The 15,037-nt window shown below is 74.2% G+C and carries 15 protein-coding genes; 9 read left to right on the top strand and 6 right to left on the bottom strand.

The annotated features are described in order from the left end of the window. The first annotated feature begins 141 nt into the window (after positions 1–141). Positions 142–1,086 carry a hypothetical protein gene (locus CCE01nite_RS01920; RefSeq protein WP_034628671.1) on the top strand — a complete coding sequence of 315 codons (945 nt, stop codon included), beginning with the start codon at positions 142–144 and terminating at the stop codon, positions 1,084–1,086. Between the two features lie 60 nt (positions 1,087–1,146). On the opposite strand, the gene CCE01nite_RS01915 is transcribed toward CCE01nite_RS01920, so the two are convergent. Both CCE01nite_RS01915 and CCE01nite_RS01910 read right to left on the bottom strand, forming a co-directional pair. Continuing rightward, positions 1,147–1,851, bottom strand: coding sequence for a potassium channel family protein (locus CCE01nite_RS01915; RefSeq protein ID WP_084142607.1), 705 nt, complete (start codon positions 1,849–1,851; stop codon positions 1,147–1,149). Continuing rightward, a complete protein-coding gene (locus tag CCE01nite_RS01910) occupies positions 1,844–3,220 on the bottom strand; it encodes a TrkH family potassium uptake protein (RefSeq protein WP_034628677.1) in 1,377 nt (458 codons plus the stop codon). Before CCE01nite_RS01910 ends, CCE01nite_RS01915 begins: the two co-directional genes overlap by 8 nt. A gap of 237 nt (positions 3,221–3,457) precedes the next feature. Between CCE01nite_RS01910 and CCE01nite_RS01905 the strand changes: the two genes are divergently transcribed. Continuing rightward, positions 3,458–5,209: a glycosyltransferase gene (locus CCE01nite_RS01905; protein WP_246056278.1), complete on the top strand. Its 1,752-nt coding sequence runs from the start codon at positions 3,458–3,460 to the stop codon at positions 5,207–5,209. 2 nt (positions 5,210–5,211) lie between these two features. Continuing rightward, entirely contained in the window at positions 5,212–5,454 is a 243-nt protein-coding gene (locus tag CCE01nite_RS01900) for a hypothetical protein (protein WP_084142608.1), read from the top strand. Between the two features lie 8 nt (positions 5,455–5,462). Here CCE01nite_RS01900 and CCE01nite_RS01895 read toward each other — a convergent pair whose 3' ends face one another. Both CCE01nite_RS01895 and CCE01nite_RS01890 read right to left on the bottom strand, forming a co-directional pair. Continuing rightward, positions 5,463–5,708, bottom strand: coding sequence for a helix-turn-helix domain-containing protein (locus CCE01nite_RS01895; protein WP_034628680.1), 246 nt, complete (start codon positions 5,706–5,708; stop codon positions 5,463–5,465). A gap of 288 nt (positions 5,709–5,996) precedes the next feature. Continuing rightward, entirely contained in the window at positions 5,997–7,331 is a 1,335-nt protein-coding gene (locus tag CCE01nite_RS01890; RefSeq protein WP_034628683.1) for an APC family permease, read from the bottom strand. A gap of 81 nt (positions 7,332–7,412) precedes the next feature. Between CCE01nite_RS01890 and CCE01nite_RS01885 the strand changes: the two genes are divergently transcribed. The 5 genes from CCE01nite_RS01885 (at position 7,413) to CCE01nite_RS01865 (ending at position 12,537) form a co-directional block, all read left to right on the top strand. Then, positions 7,413–8,594 (top strand): acetoin utilization protein AcuC, encoded by a 1,182-nt coding sequence (locus CCE01nite_RS01885; protein WP_034628689.1) that lies wholly within the window; start codon positions 7,413–7,415, stop codon positions 8,592–8,594. 150 nt (positions 8,595–8,744) lie between these two features. Then, positions 8,745–8,954: a helix-turn-helix domain-containing protein gene (locus CCE01nite_RS01880; protein ID WP_034628694.1), complete on the top strand. Its 210-nt coding sequence runs from the start codon at positions 8,745–8,747 to the stop codon at positions 8,952–8,954. Positions 8,955–9,178: 224 nt separating this feature from the next. Beyond that, on the top strand, positions 9,179–9,277 hold the full coding sequence (locus CCE01nite_RS01875) for a 30S ribosomal protein bS22 (protein ID WP_003792170.1): 99 nt from the start codon (positions 9,179–9,181) through the stop codon (positions 9,275–9,277). Positions 9,278–9,382: 105 nt separating this feature from the next. Beyond that, on the top strand, positions 9,383–11,446 hold the full coding sequence (locus CCE01nite_RS01870; protein ID WP_141371904.1) for a glycoside hydrolase family 127 protein: 2,064 nt from the start codon (positions 9,383–9,385) through the stop codon (positions 11,444–11,446). A gap of 41 nt (positions 11,447–11,487) precedes the next feature. Beyond that, positions 11,488–12,537, top strand: coding sequence for a LacI family DNA-binding transcriptional regulator (locus tag CCE01nite_RS01865; protein WP_034628715.1), 1,050 nt, complete (start codon positions 11,488–11,490; stop codon positions 12,535–12,537). 96 nt (positions 12,538–12,633) lie between these two features. Here CCE01nite_RS01865 and lgt read toward each other — a convergent pair whose 3' ends face one another. Continuing rightward, positions 12,634–13,608, bottom strand: coding sequence for a prolipoprotein diacylglyceryl transferase (gene lgt / locus CCE01nite_RS01860; protein ID WP_084142610.1), 975 nt, complete (start codon positions 13,606–13,608; stop codon positions 12,634–12,636). A gap of 28 nt (positions 13,609–13,636) precedes the next feature. After that, the gene (locus CCE01nite_RS01855) at positions 13,637–14,278 is read right to left on the bottom strand and encodes a TetR/AcrR family transcriptional regulator (protein WP_170223926.1); all 642 of its coding nucleotides are present in this window, start codon (positions 14,276–14,278) and stop codon (positions 13,637–13,639) included. A gap of 102 nt (positions 14,279–14,380) precedes the next feature. Between CCE01nite_RS01855 and CCE01nite_RS01850 the strand changes: the two genes are divergently transcribed. Further along, on the top strand, positions 14,381–14,998 hold the full coding sequence (locus CCE01nite_RS01850) for a hypothetical protein (RefSeq protein WP_052104422.1): 618 nt from the start codon (positions 14,381–14,383) through the stop codon (positions 14,996–14,998). The last annotated feature ends 39 nt before the right edge of the window (positions 14,999–15,037 follow it).

Genomic DNA, 15,037 nt, shown 5'->3' with positions numbered 1-15,037 from the left:
ATCCGGGGCTTCGACCGTTGCGCCCGATACACCCGTGACGCAACATGAAACCCGGCGGCACCGGAACGCGGCAGGGCCCGAATGACGGGCTCCGACGGGTCGCCTCAGGGGGGAAATTCTGTGAACAAGCGTGGATCAGTCATGTCCGTCTCCGTCGCCGCGTGCGCGGCTGCGGTGCTGGTGACGGGTGTGGCAGCGCCCGCGTCGGCGTACTCCACCGGCCGCACGTCGCAGCTCGGCGTCGCCGAGTGCGCCTACGACATCAACGAGCGCGGCGTCATCGTGCTCAAGACGCAGCTCTACCGCAACGGCCGCAGCGAGCCGCTCCCCGGCGGCCTCACGACGGGCTCGCTGGTGAACAACCGCGGTCACGTGGTCGGCGCGGTCGACGGGCAGACGGCGCTGTGGAACGGGACGGAGACCGTGCTGATCACGCCCGTCGCGCCCGAGGACGCCTGGGCGTTCGTCACGGCGATCAACGAGCGCGGCGACGTCGTCGGCACGTCGTCGGGCCTCGACGGCACCTCGCGGGCGTTCCTGCGCACGCGGGAAGGTGTCGTCACGGTGCTCTCCGCGCCGGGCGTCAAGGCCGGGGCGAACGGGCTCAACGACCGCGGTCAGGTCGTCGGCTACGTGTTCGAGGACGGCGTCCAGGTCGCGGTGCGCTGGAACAAGGACGGCAGCATGACCCGCCTCGCGCCGCTCGCCGCGGGTGCGGGTGCGCTCGCGGACGACATCAACGACAACGGCCAGGTCGTCGGCTACTCCTACGACGCGTCGGGCAACGGGCGCATGCACGCCGTGCGCTGGACCCGTGCGGACCGCGTCGAGTCGCTCGACCCCGTCGGCACGACGATCGCGGGCGCGGTCGACGTCAACCGCTACGGCCGCGTCGTCGGGTCGCTCGCGCTCGACGGGTCGAGCCAGCAGCCCTTCGTGCGCGACAGCGCGGGCCCGACGCGCGTCGTCCCGCTGAGCCAGCCCGGCAACGTCGAGGTGCTCACCGCGGTCAACGACTACGGCACGGCGGTCGGCTGCTCGTACGGCGACCTCGACGAGGAGAGCGCGCTCGTCTGGCGCTCCTGACCCGCACGCACGGACGCCCCCGTACCTCGCCGAGGTGCGGGGGCGTCGTGCGTGCGCCGGTCAGGGGCGGGACGCGAACCGCTCGAGCAGCTCGGCGTGGCCCGAGACGATGATGAGGTCGTTCGCGGAGATGCGCGTCTCCGGCTCGGCGTACACGAACTCGATGCCGGGGCTCTTGACCCCGATGACCGTGACGCCGTAGCGCTCGCGGATCTTCGACTGCGCGATCGTGAAGCCCTGGGTCTCGCGCGGGGGCCGCATCTTGACGACCGTGAAGCCGTCCTCGACCTCGATGTAGTCGAGCAGCTTGCCCGAGACGAGGTGCGCGACGCGGGACCCGGCGTCGGCCTCGGGGAGCACGACGTGGTGCGCCCCGATCCGCTGCAGGATGCGCGCGTGCTCGGCGCTGATCGCCTTGGCCCAGATCTGCGGGGTGCCGAGGTCGACGAGGTTGCCGGTGATGAGCACCGACGCCTCGAGGTAGGACCCGACGCCGACGACCGCGACGGGGAAGTCGCGCGCGCCGAGCTGCTCGAGCGCCTCGGGGTTGGTGCAGTCGGCCTCGACGAGCGGCACGCGCCCCGCCCACTGTGCGACGAGCTGCGGGTCGCGCTCGACCGCGAGCACGTCCTGGCCGAGCCGTTCGAGCGTCGCGGCGATCGCGGACCCGAACCGGCCGAGACCGATCACGAGCACGCCCGCGTCGCGCTTGGGCTCCTTGCTGCCGGGTGTGGAGCGGGTCCCGGGCTGCGGTGCGTCAACCAATGATCGGCCTCTCTTCCGGGTACCGGATGACCCGACGACGGCTCCGCAGCGCGAGGGCTGCGGCGAGCGTCATCGTGCCGGTCCGGCCGATGAACATGAGTGCGACGAGCACGTACTTGCCGGCGTCGGGGAGGTTCGGGGTGATGCCGGTGCTGAGGCCCACGGTCGCGAACGCGGAGATGACCTCGAACAGGATCCGGTCGAGCGTGAGGCCCGTGATCCCGAGGAGCAGGAGGCTCGCGACGAGCACGATCGTCGCGGAGACGAGCGAGACCGCGATCGCGACCTGGAGCGCCTCGCGCGGGATGCGCCGGCCGTACGCCTCGACGTCGCGGTCGCCGCGGCCCTCGGCGACGATCGCGAGCAGCATGACCGCGAGCGTCGTGACCTTGATGCCGCCCGCGGTCGAGGCCGAGCCCCCGCCGACGAACATGAGCGCGTCGTTGATCAGCCACGTCCCCTCGTGCATCTCGCCGATGTCGACGGTCGAGAACCCGCCCGAGCGCGGCATGACCCCCGCGAACAGCGACGCGAGGATCGTGCCGGGCCAGTCGAGCGGCGCGAAGGTGCCCTCGTTGCGCCACTCGAACGCGGCGACGAGGACCGAGCCGACGACGACGAGCGCCGCGCTCGTGGTGAGCGTGAGCTTCGAGTGCAGGTTCCACGTGCTGGGGCGGCGCCACCGGCTGCCGATGTTCAGCAGCACGGGGAAGCCGAGCGAGCCGATGAAGACGCCGACGATGATGGGCAGCAGGACCCACCAGTCGGAGACGAACGGCTCGAGACCCTCCGCGGTCGGGATGAAGCCCGCGTTGTTGAACGCCGAGATCGCGTAGAAGACGCCGTACCAGATCGAGTCCCCGAGGCTCTCGCCGAGCATGAGGAACCGCGGGACGAGGATCGCCGCGATCGCGCCCTCGAGCACGAGCGACGTGACGATGACGGTGCGGAGCAGCGAGCCGACCTCGCCCAGACGGGTGGTCTTGGTCTCGGAGGTCACGAGCAGGCGCTGGGTGAGTCCGATGCGCCGGGAGACCGCCAGGCCGAGGATCGACGCGAGCGTCATGACGCCGAGGGCGCCGATCTGGATGCCGACGAGGATCGTCACGAGCCCTGCGGTCGACCAGTACGTCCCGGTCGGGACGACGACGAGCCCGGTGACGCACACCGCCGACGTCGCGGTGAACAGCGCGTCGACGAACGGCGCGCGCTCACCCGTGGCGGTGGCCCAGGGCGCCGAGAGCAGGCCCGCGAAGACGGCCACGACCGAGGCGAAGACGCCGATCGCGAGGCGTGCGGGGGACTGGCGGGCCAGCCGGTCGACCATCTCGCGACCGGACCAGAACGCTGCCGGGAGGCCCCGAGCCATCCCACCTCCTGCACCTGCGGCGCGACCTCACGGTCTCTGGCGCGCGCCGGGACCTCTGACGGGCACCACTCTGACACGGACCGCCCTGAAACCGAGTGCCGAGCGCCCCGGCGCGCGTCCCTGCGCGGTCAGTCACATCACCCGATGACTTGGTTGAATGTTCAAGATTACCGCCCCGCCTGTCGATGAGAGGAGTGCCCCCACGGACGGGGGAGGGAACGGCCACGGACGGTGATCATGGACGAGCAGGGCGGCGTGAGCGTCGTCGACCAGGCGGTCGACGTGCCGGCAGGGCGTGGGTGGGCGCGCGACACACCCGCCGTGCCCTCCGCACCCCCCGCGCGCACCCTCGTCCGGCCCGCGCCGCGGTCGGCCGTGCTGCCCGGGCCGCACCCCGCGCCGGTCGCCGAGCAGCACCCGCACCCCGAGCCGTCGCCCCCGGCCGAGACCGCGCCGGTCGGCACCCCGCACGTGCCCTGGCTGCAGCGGGTCATCGGGCTCGTGGTCCTCACACTCGCCGCCTCCGCCGCCGCGCTGCTCTGGGTCACCGTCGGCGCGGGGGTCCCGCTCCAGGCGTCCGAGCCCGGCGAGGCCTGGCTGCTCGGCGTCTGGCACGTCCTCTACGACACCGAGATCCCGACGCCCCGGGTCATGCTCGCGGCGGTCGCCTCGGCGGTGCTCCTCGCCGCGGGCGTCGCGCTGCTCGAGCAGCGGATCGCCAACCGCTCCCGGCGCTCCGCGGACGTGCGCACCGACCCCCTCGCGCCCAAGCTCGTCATGGCGCGCACCCGCGGCGTGTACGCCGGGCCCGTCACCGTCACGGTGCTGATCCCGGCCCACGACGAGGAGGCGTCGCTGCCCGCGACCATCGCCTCGCTCCTCGCGCAGTCGCACCGGCCCGAGCGCATCGTCGTCGTCGCCGACAACTGCACCGACGGGACAGTCGAGGTCGCGCGCCGCGCGGGCGTCGAGGTCATCGAGTCCGTGGGGAACACCAAGAAGAAGGCCGGGGCCCTCAACCAGGCGCTCCGCCGGGTGCTCCCGGGGCAGGGCGACAACGACCTCGTCATGATCATGGACGCCGACACGAGCCTCGACGACGGCTTCCTCGAGGTCGCCGTCGCGCGCATGACGAGCGACCGGGCGCTGCTCGCGGTCGGCGGGCTGTTCTACGGCCAGGAGGGCGCCGGGATGCTCGGGCAGCTCCAGCGCAACGAGTACATCCGGTACGGGCGCGAGATGCGCCGGCGCCGCGGCCGCGTGCTCGTGCTGACCGGGACCGCGTCGCTGTTCCGCCCCGTCGCGCTGCGCACGGTCGCGGAGAGCCGCGGCTCGGCGCTGCCCGGCACCCGCGGCGACGTCTACGACACCGCGGCGCTCACCGAGGACAACGAGCTCACGCTCGCGCTCAAGTCGCTCGGCGCGCTGATGATCTCGCCCGAGCAGTGCACCGTCGTCACCGAGGTCATGCCCACGTGGCGCACGCTCTGGGCGCAGCGCCTGCGCTGCCAGCGCGGCGCGCTCGAGAACCTCGGCGCCTACGGGACGACCCCCAAGACGTTCCGGTACTGGGCCCAGCAGCTCGGCATCGGCTACGGCGTCATCGCGCTGTTCTGCTACTTCGCGCTCATGGGGCTCATGCTGCTGTCGAGCGACGGCTGGATCTGGTTCCCGTTCTGGATGGGGCTCGGCCTGCTGTTCACCGTCGAGCGGGTCGTGACCGTGTGGAAGGGCGGGTGGCGCGCGCGCCTGCTCGCCGTGCTCATGGTCCCCGAGCTCCTGTTCGACGCGTTCCTCGACCTCGTCTACGTCAAGGGCGTCCTCGACATCTCGCTCGGGCGCGAGGCGGGCTGGAAGCACGTCGTGCACGCGCCGGCCGCGCAGCCGGCGGCGGCGCCGTCGTCCGGGCCGCTGCCCGAGGGTCCCGCGTCCGCCCGCGCGTCCCTCTCCACCTCCGCCCCGGCGCCGCTCAGCGCCACGGTGGCCTGACCGTGCTCTCCCACGCACCCGCCGAGGTCGTCGTCACCCTCCAGGGGCTCGTCGGCGGCTCCGTCCTGGAGTCCGGGCCGCTGCGCGTCCTCGCGGCGTTCGTGACCATCAACACCGTGATGTACAGCGCGCTCGCGGTCGCGAAGATCCTGCCCAAGGTCTACCCGGCGACGTGGTTCCCGAGCAGCAACCGCCGCGCGGAGGACCGCAGCATCTACCCCGAGGGCTGGGACGGCGAGCGCTGACCCGTCGGTCAGGGGACGCGTCGGTGCAGCCCCGCCTCGCGAGCCCACGCGACGGCCTCCGCCCGGGTCGAGACCCCGAGCTTGCGGTAGGCGCTGCGCAGCTGCGACTTGACGGTGTTCCGCGAGACCCACAGGCGCGCGGCGATCTCCTCGACGGTCACGTCCTCGGCGAGCTCGGCGAGCACCGTGCGCTCGCGCGGGGTCAGCGACGGACCCGCGACGTCGGTCGCGGGGTCGGTCCCGGGCCTGGTCATGACATCCCCCTCGTGGCGGCGCACCGGGGCAGGGCGTCTGCGCCCCGTGCCGTCAGCTGATGAGAGGGGTCTGCCGGACAGCTATGACGCGACGATCACGAGGTTGCCCGTTCGGGCACGCGCCGGACTCAGCGTCCCGGCGCGCATCCGGCTCAGCGCCCAGGGCTGCGCCCGGCTCAGCGCGCGGGCGCGCCGCACACGACGACGCCCCGGCACCGGCGCCCCGTGGTGAGGGGCGTCGCGTGCCGGGGCGCTCGCGTGCGGTCCGGTGCCGGGCGAGGGGCCCGGTCAGTCGCGCGCGGCCGGCGTCGTGGCCGAGGGCGCGCGGTGCGACGAGCCGCGCGTGAGCAGGTGCAGCAGCAGCCCGACGGCGAGCAGCCCGAGCGCGAGCAGCCAGTGCCGCGGCTCCTGCTGCGTCATCAGCACGAGGCACGACACGATCGCGAGCACGGGGATGACGACGGGCGTGCGGAAGTGCTCGTGGTCGACCGCGTCGCGCCGCAGCACGAGGACCGCGACGTTCGTCGAGAGGAACACGAACAGCAGGAGCAGCACGACGGTCGACGCGAGGTCGACGAGCTCCCCGGTCACCGCGAGCACGATCGCGAGCACCGTCGTGACGAGGATCGCCACGCCGGGCGTCCGGCGCCCCGGGAGCAGCCGCGCGAGCGGCGAGGGGAGCAGGCCCTGCTCGGCCATCCCGAACGCGAGCCGGCTCGCCATGATCATCGTGAGCAGCGCGCCGTTGGCGACCGCGACGAGCGCGATGACGGCGAACAGCGTCGGCGGGACGCCGCCCGCGGCGCGCACGACCTCGAGCAGCGGACCGCTCGACTCCGCGAGCTCCTGCGGGCCGACGACCGCGGGGGCGACGAGCCCGACGAGCACGTACACGACGCCGGCGGTCGCGAGCGCACCGAACAGCGCGCGCGGGTACACGCGCGAGACGTCGCGGACCTCCTCGGCGAGGTTCGCCGAGGTCTCGAAGCCGACGAAGGAGTAGAAGGCGATGAGCGCGCTGCCGAGCACCGCGGCGGCCGCACCGGTGCCCTCGGGCGCCTCGGTGATGCGGCTCAGGTCGGCCTCGCCGCGACCGAGCAGCAGCGCCCCGAGCACGATCACGATCAGCAGGCCCGTGAGCTCGACGGCCGTCATGACGACGTTCGCGCCGAGCGACTCCTTGATCCCGCGGGCGTTGAGCGCCGCGACGAGCAGCAGGAACACGATCGCGGCCGGCACCGCGGGGACGTCGAGGAACTCCGCGAGGTAGTCGCCGGCGAACGCGAGCGAGAGCCCCGCCGCGCTGACCACGCCCGCCGCGAGCATCGCGAAGCCGACGAGGAACGACAGCCACGGCCGCCCGTACGCGCGCTCGGCGAAGACCGCCGAGCCGCCGGCCCGCGGGTACTTCGTCACGAGCTCGGCGTAGGAGAACGCCGTGAGCAGCGCCATCGCGAGCGCGACCGCGAAGGCGAGCCACACCAGGCCCCCGGCGGTCCCCGCCATCTCGCCGACGAGCGCGTAGATCCCGGCGCCGAGCACGTCGCCGAGGATGAAGAGGAACAGGAGCGGACCCGTCACGGCCCGGCGCAGCCCGGTGGGAGCGGTCTCGGTCGTCGTCATGCTGGAAGTATCCGGACAGTCGTCCGTCTCCGCGCGTCGAGCCCGGGAGCCCCGCGTCGGCGGGACGGCTAGCGTGGGGGCATGGCGGACGTGCGGGTCGTGTGGTCCCCCGAGCTGCTGGCGTACGACTTCGGCGACGGGCACCCGATGAACCCGCTGCGCCTCGACCTCACGATGCGCCTCGCGGACTCCCTGGGCCTGCTCGGCGACGGCGCCGGCGTCGACGTCGTGGGGGCGGAGCCCGTGGCCGACGACGTCCTGGAGACGGTGCACGAGCGGGAGTACGTGAGCGCCGTGCGCGCGGCGTCCGACGGCGGGCGCGGGGACCCCCTGCGCGGCCTCGGCACGACCGACGACCCCGTCTTCCGGGGCATGCACGACGCCGCCGCGCGGATCGTCGGCGGCAGCGTCGACGCGGCGCTCGCGGTCTGGGAGGGGCGCGCGCTGCACGCCGTGAACCTCACGGGCGGCATGCACCACGCCATGCCGGGCGCGGCGTCGGGCTTCTGCATCTACAACGACGCCGCGGTCGCGATCCGGCAGCTGCTCGCGGCGGGCGCGCGTCGCGTCGCTTACGTCGACATCGACGCCCACCACGGCGACGGCGTCCAGAAGGTGTTCTGGGACGACCCGCGGGTGCTCACGGTCTCGGTCCACGAGAGCGGCTTCACGTTGTTCCCGGGCACGGGCCACCCGCGCGAGGTCGGCGGGGCCGGTGCGCAGGGCAGCGTCGTCAACGTGGCGCTCCCGGCGCGGACGAGCGACGCGGGCTGGCTGCGGGCCATCGACGGCATCGTGCCGGCGGTCGTGCGGGCGTTCGAGCCCGAGATCCTCGTGACCCAGCACGGGTGCGACGCGCACGTGGAGGACCCGATCACCAACCTCGACGTGAGCATCGACGCGGAGCGGGTCGCGGCCGAGCGGCTGCACGAGCTCGCGCACGAGCTGACGGGCGGGCGGTGGGTCGCTCTCGGCGGCGGCGGGTACGCGGTCGTCGACGTGGTGCCGCGCGCGTGGGCGAACGTCATCGGCATCGCGTCGCACCACCCGGTGCCCGCGACGACGCGCATCCCGGAGCAGTGGCAGGTCGAGGTCGAGGCCCGCTACGGGCGCCGCGGCCCGGGCAGCATGACCGACGGTCAGGACGCGCGGTTCCGGCCGTGGGCCGCGGGGTACGACCCGGGGAACGACGTCGACCGTGCGGTGCGGGCGACCCGTACGGCGGTCTTCCCGCTGCTCGGGCTCGACCCCGACCACGACTGAGCCGGCGCCCCCGCTTTTCACTCCCGCCTCCCCTTTCACAGGGGCCTCACGACGCCCTAGGGTGATCCAGCGGCCCGCACGGGCCGTCGGCGGCCCCCCGCCGGTGCTGGCGACGCCCCCACGTCGTCGACGAGAACAGCGAGAAGAGCGATGTCGAGCGACCAGCCAGCGCGCGTGCGGTTCCTGACCGTCGCGGAGGTCGCCGACGTGATGCGCGTGTCGAAGATGACCGTGTACCGGCTCCTGCACTCGGGCGAGATGCCGGCGGTCCGCGTCGGGCGCTCGTTCCGGGTCCCGCAGGACGCGCTCGACCACTACCTGCGGACGGCCGCGCTCGACCGGGACCGCCTGACGTCCTGACGTCCGGCGGGTGCCGTCGCGGTGTCCTCCGGGTCGCTCCGGGCGGCGTCCGCGAGGCGGGCGCAGCGCGGGCGCGTCACCGCGTGCCCGGCTGATCGCGTAAGGTAGGCGAGGACTTTCCCGTGCGTGGGCGTTTCGGCTTCTTGAGCATCGACCGTGCCGCGCGCCGATCGGACGACCACCTGGGACGCACACGCGCTCCCACCGGAAGCAAGTGAGGACCCATGGGCTCCGTCATCAAGAAGCGCCGCAAGCGGATGGCCAAGAAGAAGCACCGCAAGCTGCTGCGCAAGACGCGCCACCAGCGCCGCAACAAGAAGTGACGCCGCCGCTGCGGCGGCTGTAGTCCCCGTCAGGCCCGGCGATCCGCCGGGCCTGACGCGTATCCGCACTTCAGCGGTGCTCTACATCGATGTAGCATGGCCGCCATGACAGCGACGCAGCCGTCCGCCCCAGCCCGCTCCGCGGACCCGGGCGCGGCCCGCGCCGTGCTCACGCAGGGTGCCGGGCCGACCGCCGCCGCCGCCTCGCCCCACGTCCGCCTCCGGCCGCTGCCGTTCGCCGCGACCGTGCTGTCCGAGGAGGGCGAGCTCGGTCGCTGGCAGGCGCTCAACCGCTCCGCGACCCTCCCGCACCTCGTGGCGAACCTGGAGTCGTCCGGCGCGCTGGACAACCTCCGGCGCGTCGCCGGGCGCCACGACGGCCCGTTCCGCGGCTTCAACTTCGCCGACTCGGACGTGCACAAGTCGCTCGAGGCGATCGCGTGGGAGGCCGGGCGCCGCCCCGACGGGCAGGACTGGGAGGGCTTCACGCGCGACGTCGTCGAGCTGCTCGCCGCGGCCCAGGACGACGACGGCTACCTCGACTCGCACTACCAGGAGCCGCCGGCGGCCCCCGGCGAGAGCGCGACGCGCGCCGACCGGCGCTGGACCGACCTGCGCTGGGGCCACGAGCTCTACGTCCTCGGGCACCTCGTGCAGGCGGCCGTCGCGCGCACCCGCACGACCGGGCGCACGGACCTGCTCGACGTCGCCCGGCGCTTCGCCGACCACGCCGTGCGCCGGTTCGGCCCCGGCGGCGTCGACGGGTACTGCGGGCACCCCGAGGTCGAGACCGCGCTCGTCGAGCTGTATCGGCTCACGGGCGAGCGCGCGTACCTCGACCTCGCGCAGCGGATGGTCGACGCCCGGGGGAGCGGGCTGCTCGGCGCCGGGCCGTTCGAGCCCGCGTACCACCAGGACCACGCGCCGGTGCGTGCCGTCACGGAGGCGACCGGGCACGCGGTCCGCCAGCTGTACCTCGCCGCGGGCGTCGCGGACCTCGTCGCGGAGACCGGCGAGCAGGCGCTGCTCGACGCGCTCGTGCGGCTCTGGGACAGCGCGCAGGGCACCAAGGCGTACGTGACCGGCGGGCTCGGTGCCCGGCACAAGGACGAGTCCTTCGGGGACGCCTACGAGCTGCCGCCCGACCGCGCGTACGCCGAGACCTGCGCGGCCATCGCAAGCCTGCAGTGGGCGTGGCGCATGCTCCTGCTGACCGGCGAGGGCCGGTACGCCGACGAGATGGAGCGCACGCTCCACAACGCGGTCGCGGCGTCGACGTCGGTCGACGGCACGCACTTCTTCTACTCCAACCCCCTGCAGGTCCGCACGGGGCACGACGGGTCGAGCGAGTACTCCGCGTCGACCCGGCTGCCGTGGTTCGCGTGCGCGTGCTGCCCGCCGAACCTCGCGCGGCTCGTCGCGTCGCTGCACGCCTACGTCGCGACGCGCGACGAGCGCGGCGTCCAGCTCCACCTCTACGCGGACGGCACGGTCACGCTCCCGGCCGACGACGGGGACGTCCGGCTGCGGGTCACGAGCGCGTACCCGTGGGACGGCCGGGTGACGGTCGACGTGCTCGAGGGCGACGGCGAGCTCGCGCTGCGCGTCCCCGGGTGGGTGCTGCCGGGCGGCGCGGTGCTGCGGGTCGACGGGGTCGAGCTCACGGTCGACGTCGCGGCGGTGCACGCCTCGGGCGGCTACGTGCGGGTCGCACCCGGGGCGCGTCGCGTCGAGCTCGACCTCGCGATGCCGCCGGTGGCGGTGCGGGCGCACCCGCGGGTCGACGCCGTGCGCGGCTGCGTGGCGCTGCGCCGCGGACCGGTCGTGTTCTGCCTCGAGCAGGCCGACCTGCCCGCGGGCGTCGTGCTCGAGGACGTGCGGCTCGCGGCCGGCGCGCGCCTCGACGTCGGGCCGCCCGATCCCGCGATCGGGGCGCCCGTGACCATCGAGGCGGAGGGTGTGCACGTGCCCGCGGCCGCGGGGATGCTCGCCGTCGTGGGCGCGGGGGAGGTCCCGCCGGCCGCCGGCGGTGCCGTCGGGCCCGACCTGGGCGACCCCGACGCGCCGCTCGCGCCCCTGCGGCTGCGGGCGGTGCCGTACCACCGCTGGGCCAACCGGGACGAAGGCGCGATGCGGGTGTGGGTACCGGTGCAAGGATGGGCGCCGTGAACGGGTCGAAGCGGGGGAGCACGCGGACGGGTACCGCGACGATGCACGACGTCGCCGAGCGGGCGGGCGTGTCCATCAAGACGGTCTCGAACGTCGTCAACGGGTACCAGTACATCCGCCCGGCGACGCGCGCGCGCGTCGAGCAGGCGATCGAGGAGCTCGGCTACCAGGTCAACATCTCGGCCCGGAACCTGCGCCAGGGCCGCACCGGGATGATCGGGCTCGCCGTCCCCGAGCTGAGCCTGCCGTACTTCGCGGAGCTCGCCGACTCGGTGATCCAGGCCGCCGACGCGCGCGGGCTCACGGTGCTCATCGAGCAGACGAACTCGGTGCGCCAGCGCGAGCTCGAGGTGCTCTCGGGCCAGCGCCGCCACCTGACCGACGGCCTGATCTTCTCCCCGCTGAGCCTGGGCCCCGAGGACCGCGCGTCGTTCGAGGTGGACTTCCCGATGGTCCTGCTCGGCGAGCGCATCTTCGGCGGGCCCGCCGACCACGTGACGATGAACAACATCGAGGCCGCGCGTGCGGCGACGCAGCACCTGCTGGACCTCGGCCGGCGCCGGATCGCCGTGGTCGGCGCGCACGAGGGCGAGGCGATCGGCTCCGCGGCGCTGCGCGTCCAGGGGTACGAGCAGGCGCTGACCGACGCGGGGCTGACCGTCGACCCGGCGCTCGTGGGCGAGGCGGGCCTGTGGCACCGCGCGACCGGCGCCGAGGCGATGCACCGCCTGCTCGACTCGGGCGTCGAGATCGACGCGGTCTTCGCGCTCAACGACGCGCTCGCGCTCGGTGCCCTGCACGCGCTGCACGCCCGGCGCATCGCGGTGCCGGAGCAGATCGCGGTGATCGGTTTCGACGACATCGACGACGCGGCGTACTCCTCGCCGACCCTGTCGACCGTCGCGCCCGGCCGGGAGCAGATCGCCCGGACCTCGGTCGACCTGCTCATCGCCCGGATCGCGGACACCTCGCGCTCGCGCCCGTTCGAGCAGGTCGTCGCCGACTACGCGATCGTCGCGCGCGAGTCGACCCTCGGGGTCGCGGGCTCGACGCCGGTCGCGCCGGTGCTCGGGCGGTCGGTCGTCGCCTGACGGGCGGTGCGGTCTCCGCACGTGCTCGCCCGGTGCGTGCCGTCCTGACGGACGCGACGTCCGTGCCGGGCGGAGCTCGGCGTCGGTGCCGGCGCCCTACCGCGTCGGTGCGTCGGTGCCGGGCGGTGTCTCGGCGCCCGTCGTCGGTCCGGTGGACGAGCCGGCCCCTGCTGGCTGCGCGGTGGACGAGCTCGCCTGCGCGGGCTCGCCGTCGACCTCGTCGCGCGGCTCCCGGCCGGGGACGTGCACGGACGTCTCGGGCTCCGGGTGGCGGCGGCCCTGCACGACGACGATCGCGACGCCCAGCGCGACGGCGACCAGCGCGCCCCAGACGTTGGCGGGCAGCCCGAGCGGGGTGACGCTCGTCGGGTCGATCCGGAGCATCTCGAGCCAGACGCGCGCGGCGCCGTACCAGACGAGGTAGAGCCCGAACGCCCGGCCCCAGCGCAGCCCGAAGCGCTTCTCGAGCACGAGGACCACCGCGACGCCGAGCAGGTTCCAGAGCAGCTCGTAGAGGAACAGCGGGTGGAAGAGCGTCCCGTCGGGCACGCCGTCGGGGAAGGCGCCGTTGGTGGCCGGGATCTCCAGGCCCCACGGCAGCGTCGTCGGGCGCCCGAAGAGCTCGTGGTTGAACCAGTTGCCGAGGCGCCCGATCGCCTGCGCCAGCAGCATCGCGGGGGCGAGCGCGTCGGCGAAGGACCAGAACCGGATGCCGGTCCGGCGGCAGCCGATCCAGGCGCCGACCGCTCCGCCGATCAGCGACCCGAGGATGGCGATGCCGCCCTCCCACACGTAGAGCACGCGCACGGGGTCCTGGCCGGCACCGAAGTAGTCGCCCCAGTGCGTGAGCACGTGGTAGAGCCGGGCCCCGAGGATCCCGAAGGGGACGGCCCAGATCACGATGTCGAGCACCGCGTCGGGGTGCCCGCCGCGCGCGGTGAGCCGACGTGAGGTGAGCCACGCCGCGGCGGCGATGCCCGCGAGCAGGCACAGCGCGTAGGTGTGGACCGTGAGGGGCCCGACCGAGAACGACGACCAGGTCAGATCGGGGCTGGGGATGCCGGCGCGCATGAGGTCCTCCTGTCGACCGACCGCGACCCTACCGCCCCGCGCTGGACGGACCGTGTGCCGCGACGCCCGCGACGCCTGCGACGCCTGCGCCACCCGCGACGCCGGCCACGCCCGCCAGGCGCGCGAGGTGCTCGCGCGGGGTCGGGGTGCCGCCGTCCGGCTGCGCGTCGCCGAGCGCGACGAGCCCGTGCACCGCGGCCCACAGCGACGGCGCGGCGGCGGACGCGGCCGGCGTCGGCAGGCCGTCGGCCTCGAGCGCGCGGACGAGCAGCGCGCCGAGGTCCGCGACGAGCCGCACGCGGGCCGCGTCCGGGATGCCGAGGGCCGCGAGCGGCTGGCCGAGGAGCAGCGCGTACCGGCCGGCGTCGAGTCTTGCCCGCGCCACGTACGCGTCGGCGGTGGCGAGGGCGCCGTCGCGGACGTGCGGCTCGAGGTGGGCGAGCAGCTCCTCACCCGCGCGCTGGTAGACGGCCTCCAGCAGCCCCTGGCGGTTCGTGAACTTCGTGTAGACGCACATCGTGGTGCGGTCGGCGGCCTTCGCGAGGCGGCGGACGCTCAGGTCGACCGGTCCCTCGTCGGTGATCAGCGCGAGCGCGCCGCGGATGAGCTGCTCCCGGACGTCGAGGTCGGCGGACGGGCCGCCGGGGGTGGCGGGCTGCGGTGCGGGCACGGGTCTCCTCGTCGTCGGCGGTCGGGCGCAGGCCTGGTGCGGCGGTGACCGTTCGGCTAGTGTAACGACCGTTATGAATAACAACCGTTATGGAGGCCTCCGATGACCGACCTGATCCGTCCCAGCACCCTGTACCGGTTCGCCGCGGTCGCCGGGATCGGCAGCGCGCTCGTGCTGCTCGTCAACGCCGCGAAGCGCGCCGAGCTCCTCCCGACCACCGCGGCGACCCAGCTCGTCGCACCGCTCGCCCAGGTGCTCGCGCTCGCGCTCGTCACCGGCCTCTACGTCGCGGCCGGTCGGCGCTCCGGCGTCGTGGGGTCCGTCGCGTTCGTGCTCAACGCGCTGGCGCTGTCGCTGCTCGTCGGCGTCGAGTTCGTGCTCAACCTCGTGTTCGTCGAGGTGCCGGCGGCGACCGTGGCCGACCTCCGCGGCGGCCCGCTCGGCTCCGCCCTCGTCGTCACGTCGGTGCTCTTCCTGCTCGGGACGCTGCTGTACGTCGGTGCGCTGCTGCGCACGCGCCGGGTCCCGGTCGTCCCGCTCGTGCTCTACGCGGCCGGCGCCGTGCCCGTCGCGCTGCGCGCGTTCGTCCCCGAGCTCGTCCTCGACCTCGGCCTGGTCATGCTCGCCGCCGGCATCGGGTCGCTCGCGGTGTGGCTGTGGACGCAGGCTCCTGGCGTCGTGCTTGCCCGCGTCGGGGGACGGGCGACGGCCGCGGCCTGACCGACGGCGCCCGCGACGCTCGGCGTGGCGGGCGCCGCC

The sequence above is a fragment of the Cellulomonas cellasea genome, assembly GCF_006538745.1.
GTDB lineage: Bacteria > Actinomycetota > Actinomycetes > Actinomycetales > Cellulomonadaceae > Cellulomonas_A > Cellulomonas_A cellasea.
Note: the sequence above shows the minus strand (reverse complement) of the source record. Positions and strands in the feature narration are given on the sequence as shown.

What these genes read in the sequence shown, in the direction of transcription:
- CCE01nite_RS01885 (WP_034628689.1), top strand. Translation starts at nt 7,413, where the DNA reads ATGGCGGACGTGCGGGTCGTGTGGTCCCCCGAGCTGCTGGCGTACGAC.
- CCE01nite_RS01870 (WP_141371904.1), top strand. Translation starts at nt 9,383, where the DNA reads ATGACAGCGACGCAGCCGTCCGCCCCAGCCCGCTCCGCGGACCCGGGC.
- CCE01nite_RS01850 (WP_052104422.1), top strand. Translation starts at nt 14,381, where the DNA reads ATGACCGACCTGATCCGTCCCAGCACCCTGTACCGGTTCGCCGCGGTC.
- CCE01nite_RS01880 (WP_034628694.1), top strand. Translation starts at nt 8,745, where the DNA reads ATGTCGAGCGACCAGCCAGCGCGCGTGCGGTTCCTGACCGTCGCGGAG.
- CCE01nite_RS01875 (WP_003792170.1), top strand. Translation starts at nt 9,179, where the DNA reads ATGGGCTCCGTCATCAAGAAGCGCCGCAAGCGGATGGCCAAGAAGAAG.
- CCE01nite_RS01910 (WP_034628677.1), bottom strand. Translation starts at nt 3,220, where the DNA reads ATGGCTCGGGGCCTCCCGGCAGCGTTCTGGTCCGGTCGCGAGATGGTC.
- CCE01nite_RS01865 (WP_034628715.1), top strand. Translation starts at nt 11,488, where the DNA reads ATGCACGACGTCGCCGAGCGGGCGGGCGTGTCCATCAAGACGGTCTCG.
- CCE01nite_RS01895 (WP_034628680.1), bottom strand. Translation starts at nt 5,708, where the DNA reads ATGACCAGGCCCGGGACCGACCCCGCGACCGACGTCGCGGGTCCGTCG.
- lgt (WP_084142610.1), bottom strand. Translation starts at nt 13,608, where the DNA reads ATGCGCGCCGGCATCCCCAGCCCCGATCTGACCTGGTCGTCGTTCTCG.
- CCE01nite_RS01905 (WP_246056278.1), top strand. Translation starts at nt 3,458, where the DNA reads ATGGACGAGCAGGGCGGCGTGAGCGTCGTCGACCAGGCGGTCGACGTG.
- CCE01nite_RS01920 (WP_034628671.1), top strand. Translation starts at nt 142, where the DNA reads ATGTCCGTCTCCGTCGCCGCGTGCGCGGCTGCGGTGCTGGTGACGGGT.
- CCE01nite_RS01890 (WP_034628683.1), bottom strand. Translation starts at nt 7,331, where the DNA reads ATGACGACGACCGAGACCGCTCCCACCGGGCTGCGCCGGGCCGTGACG.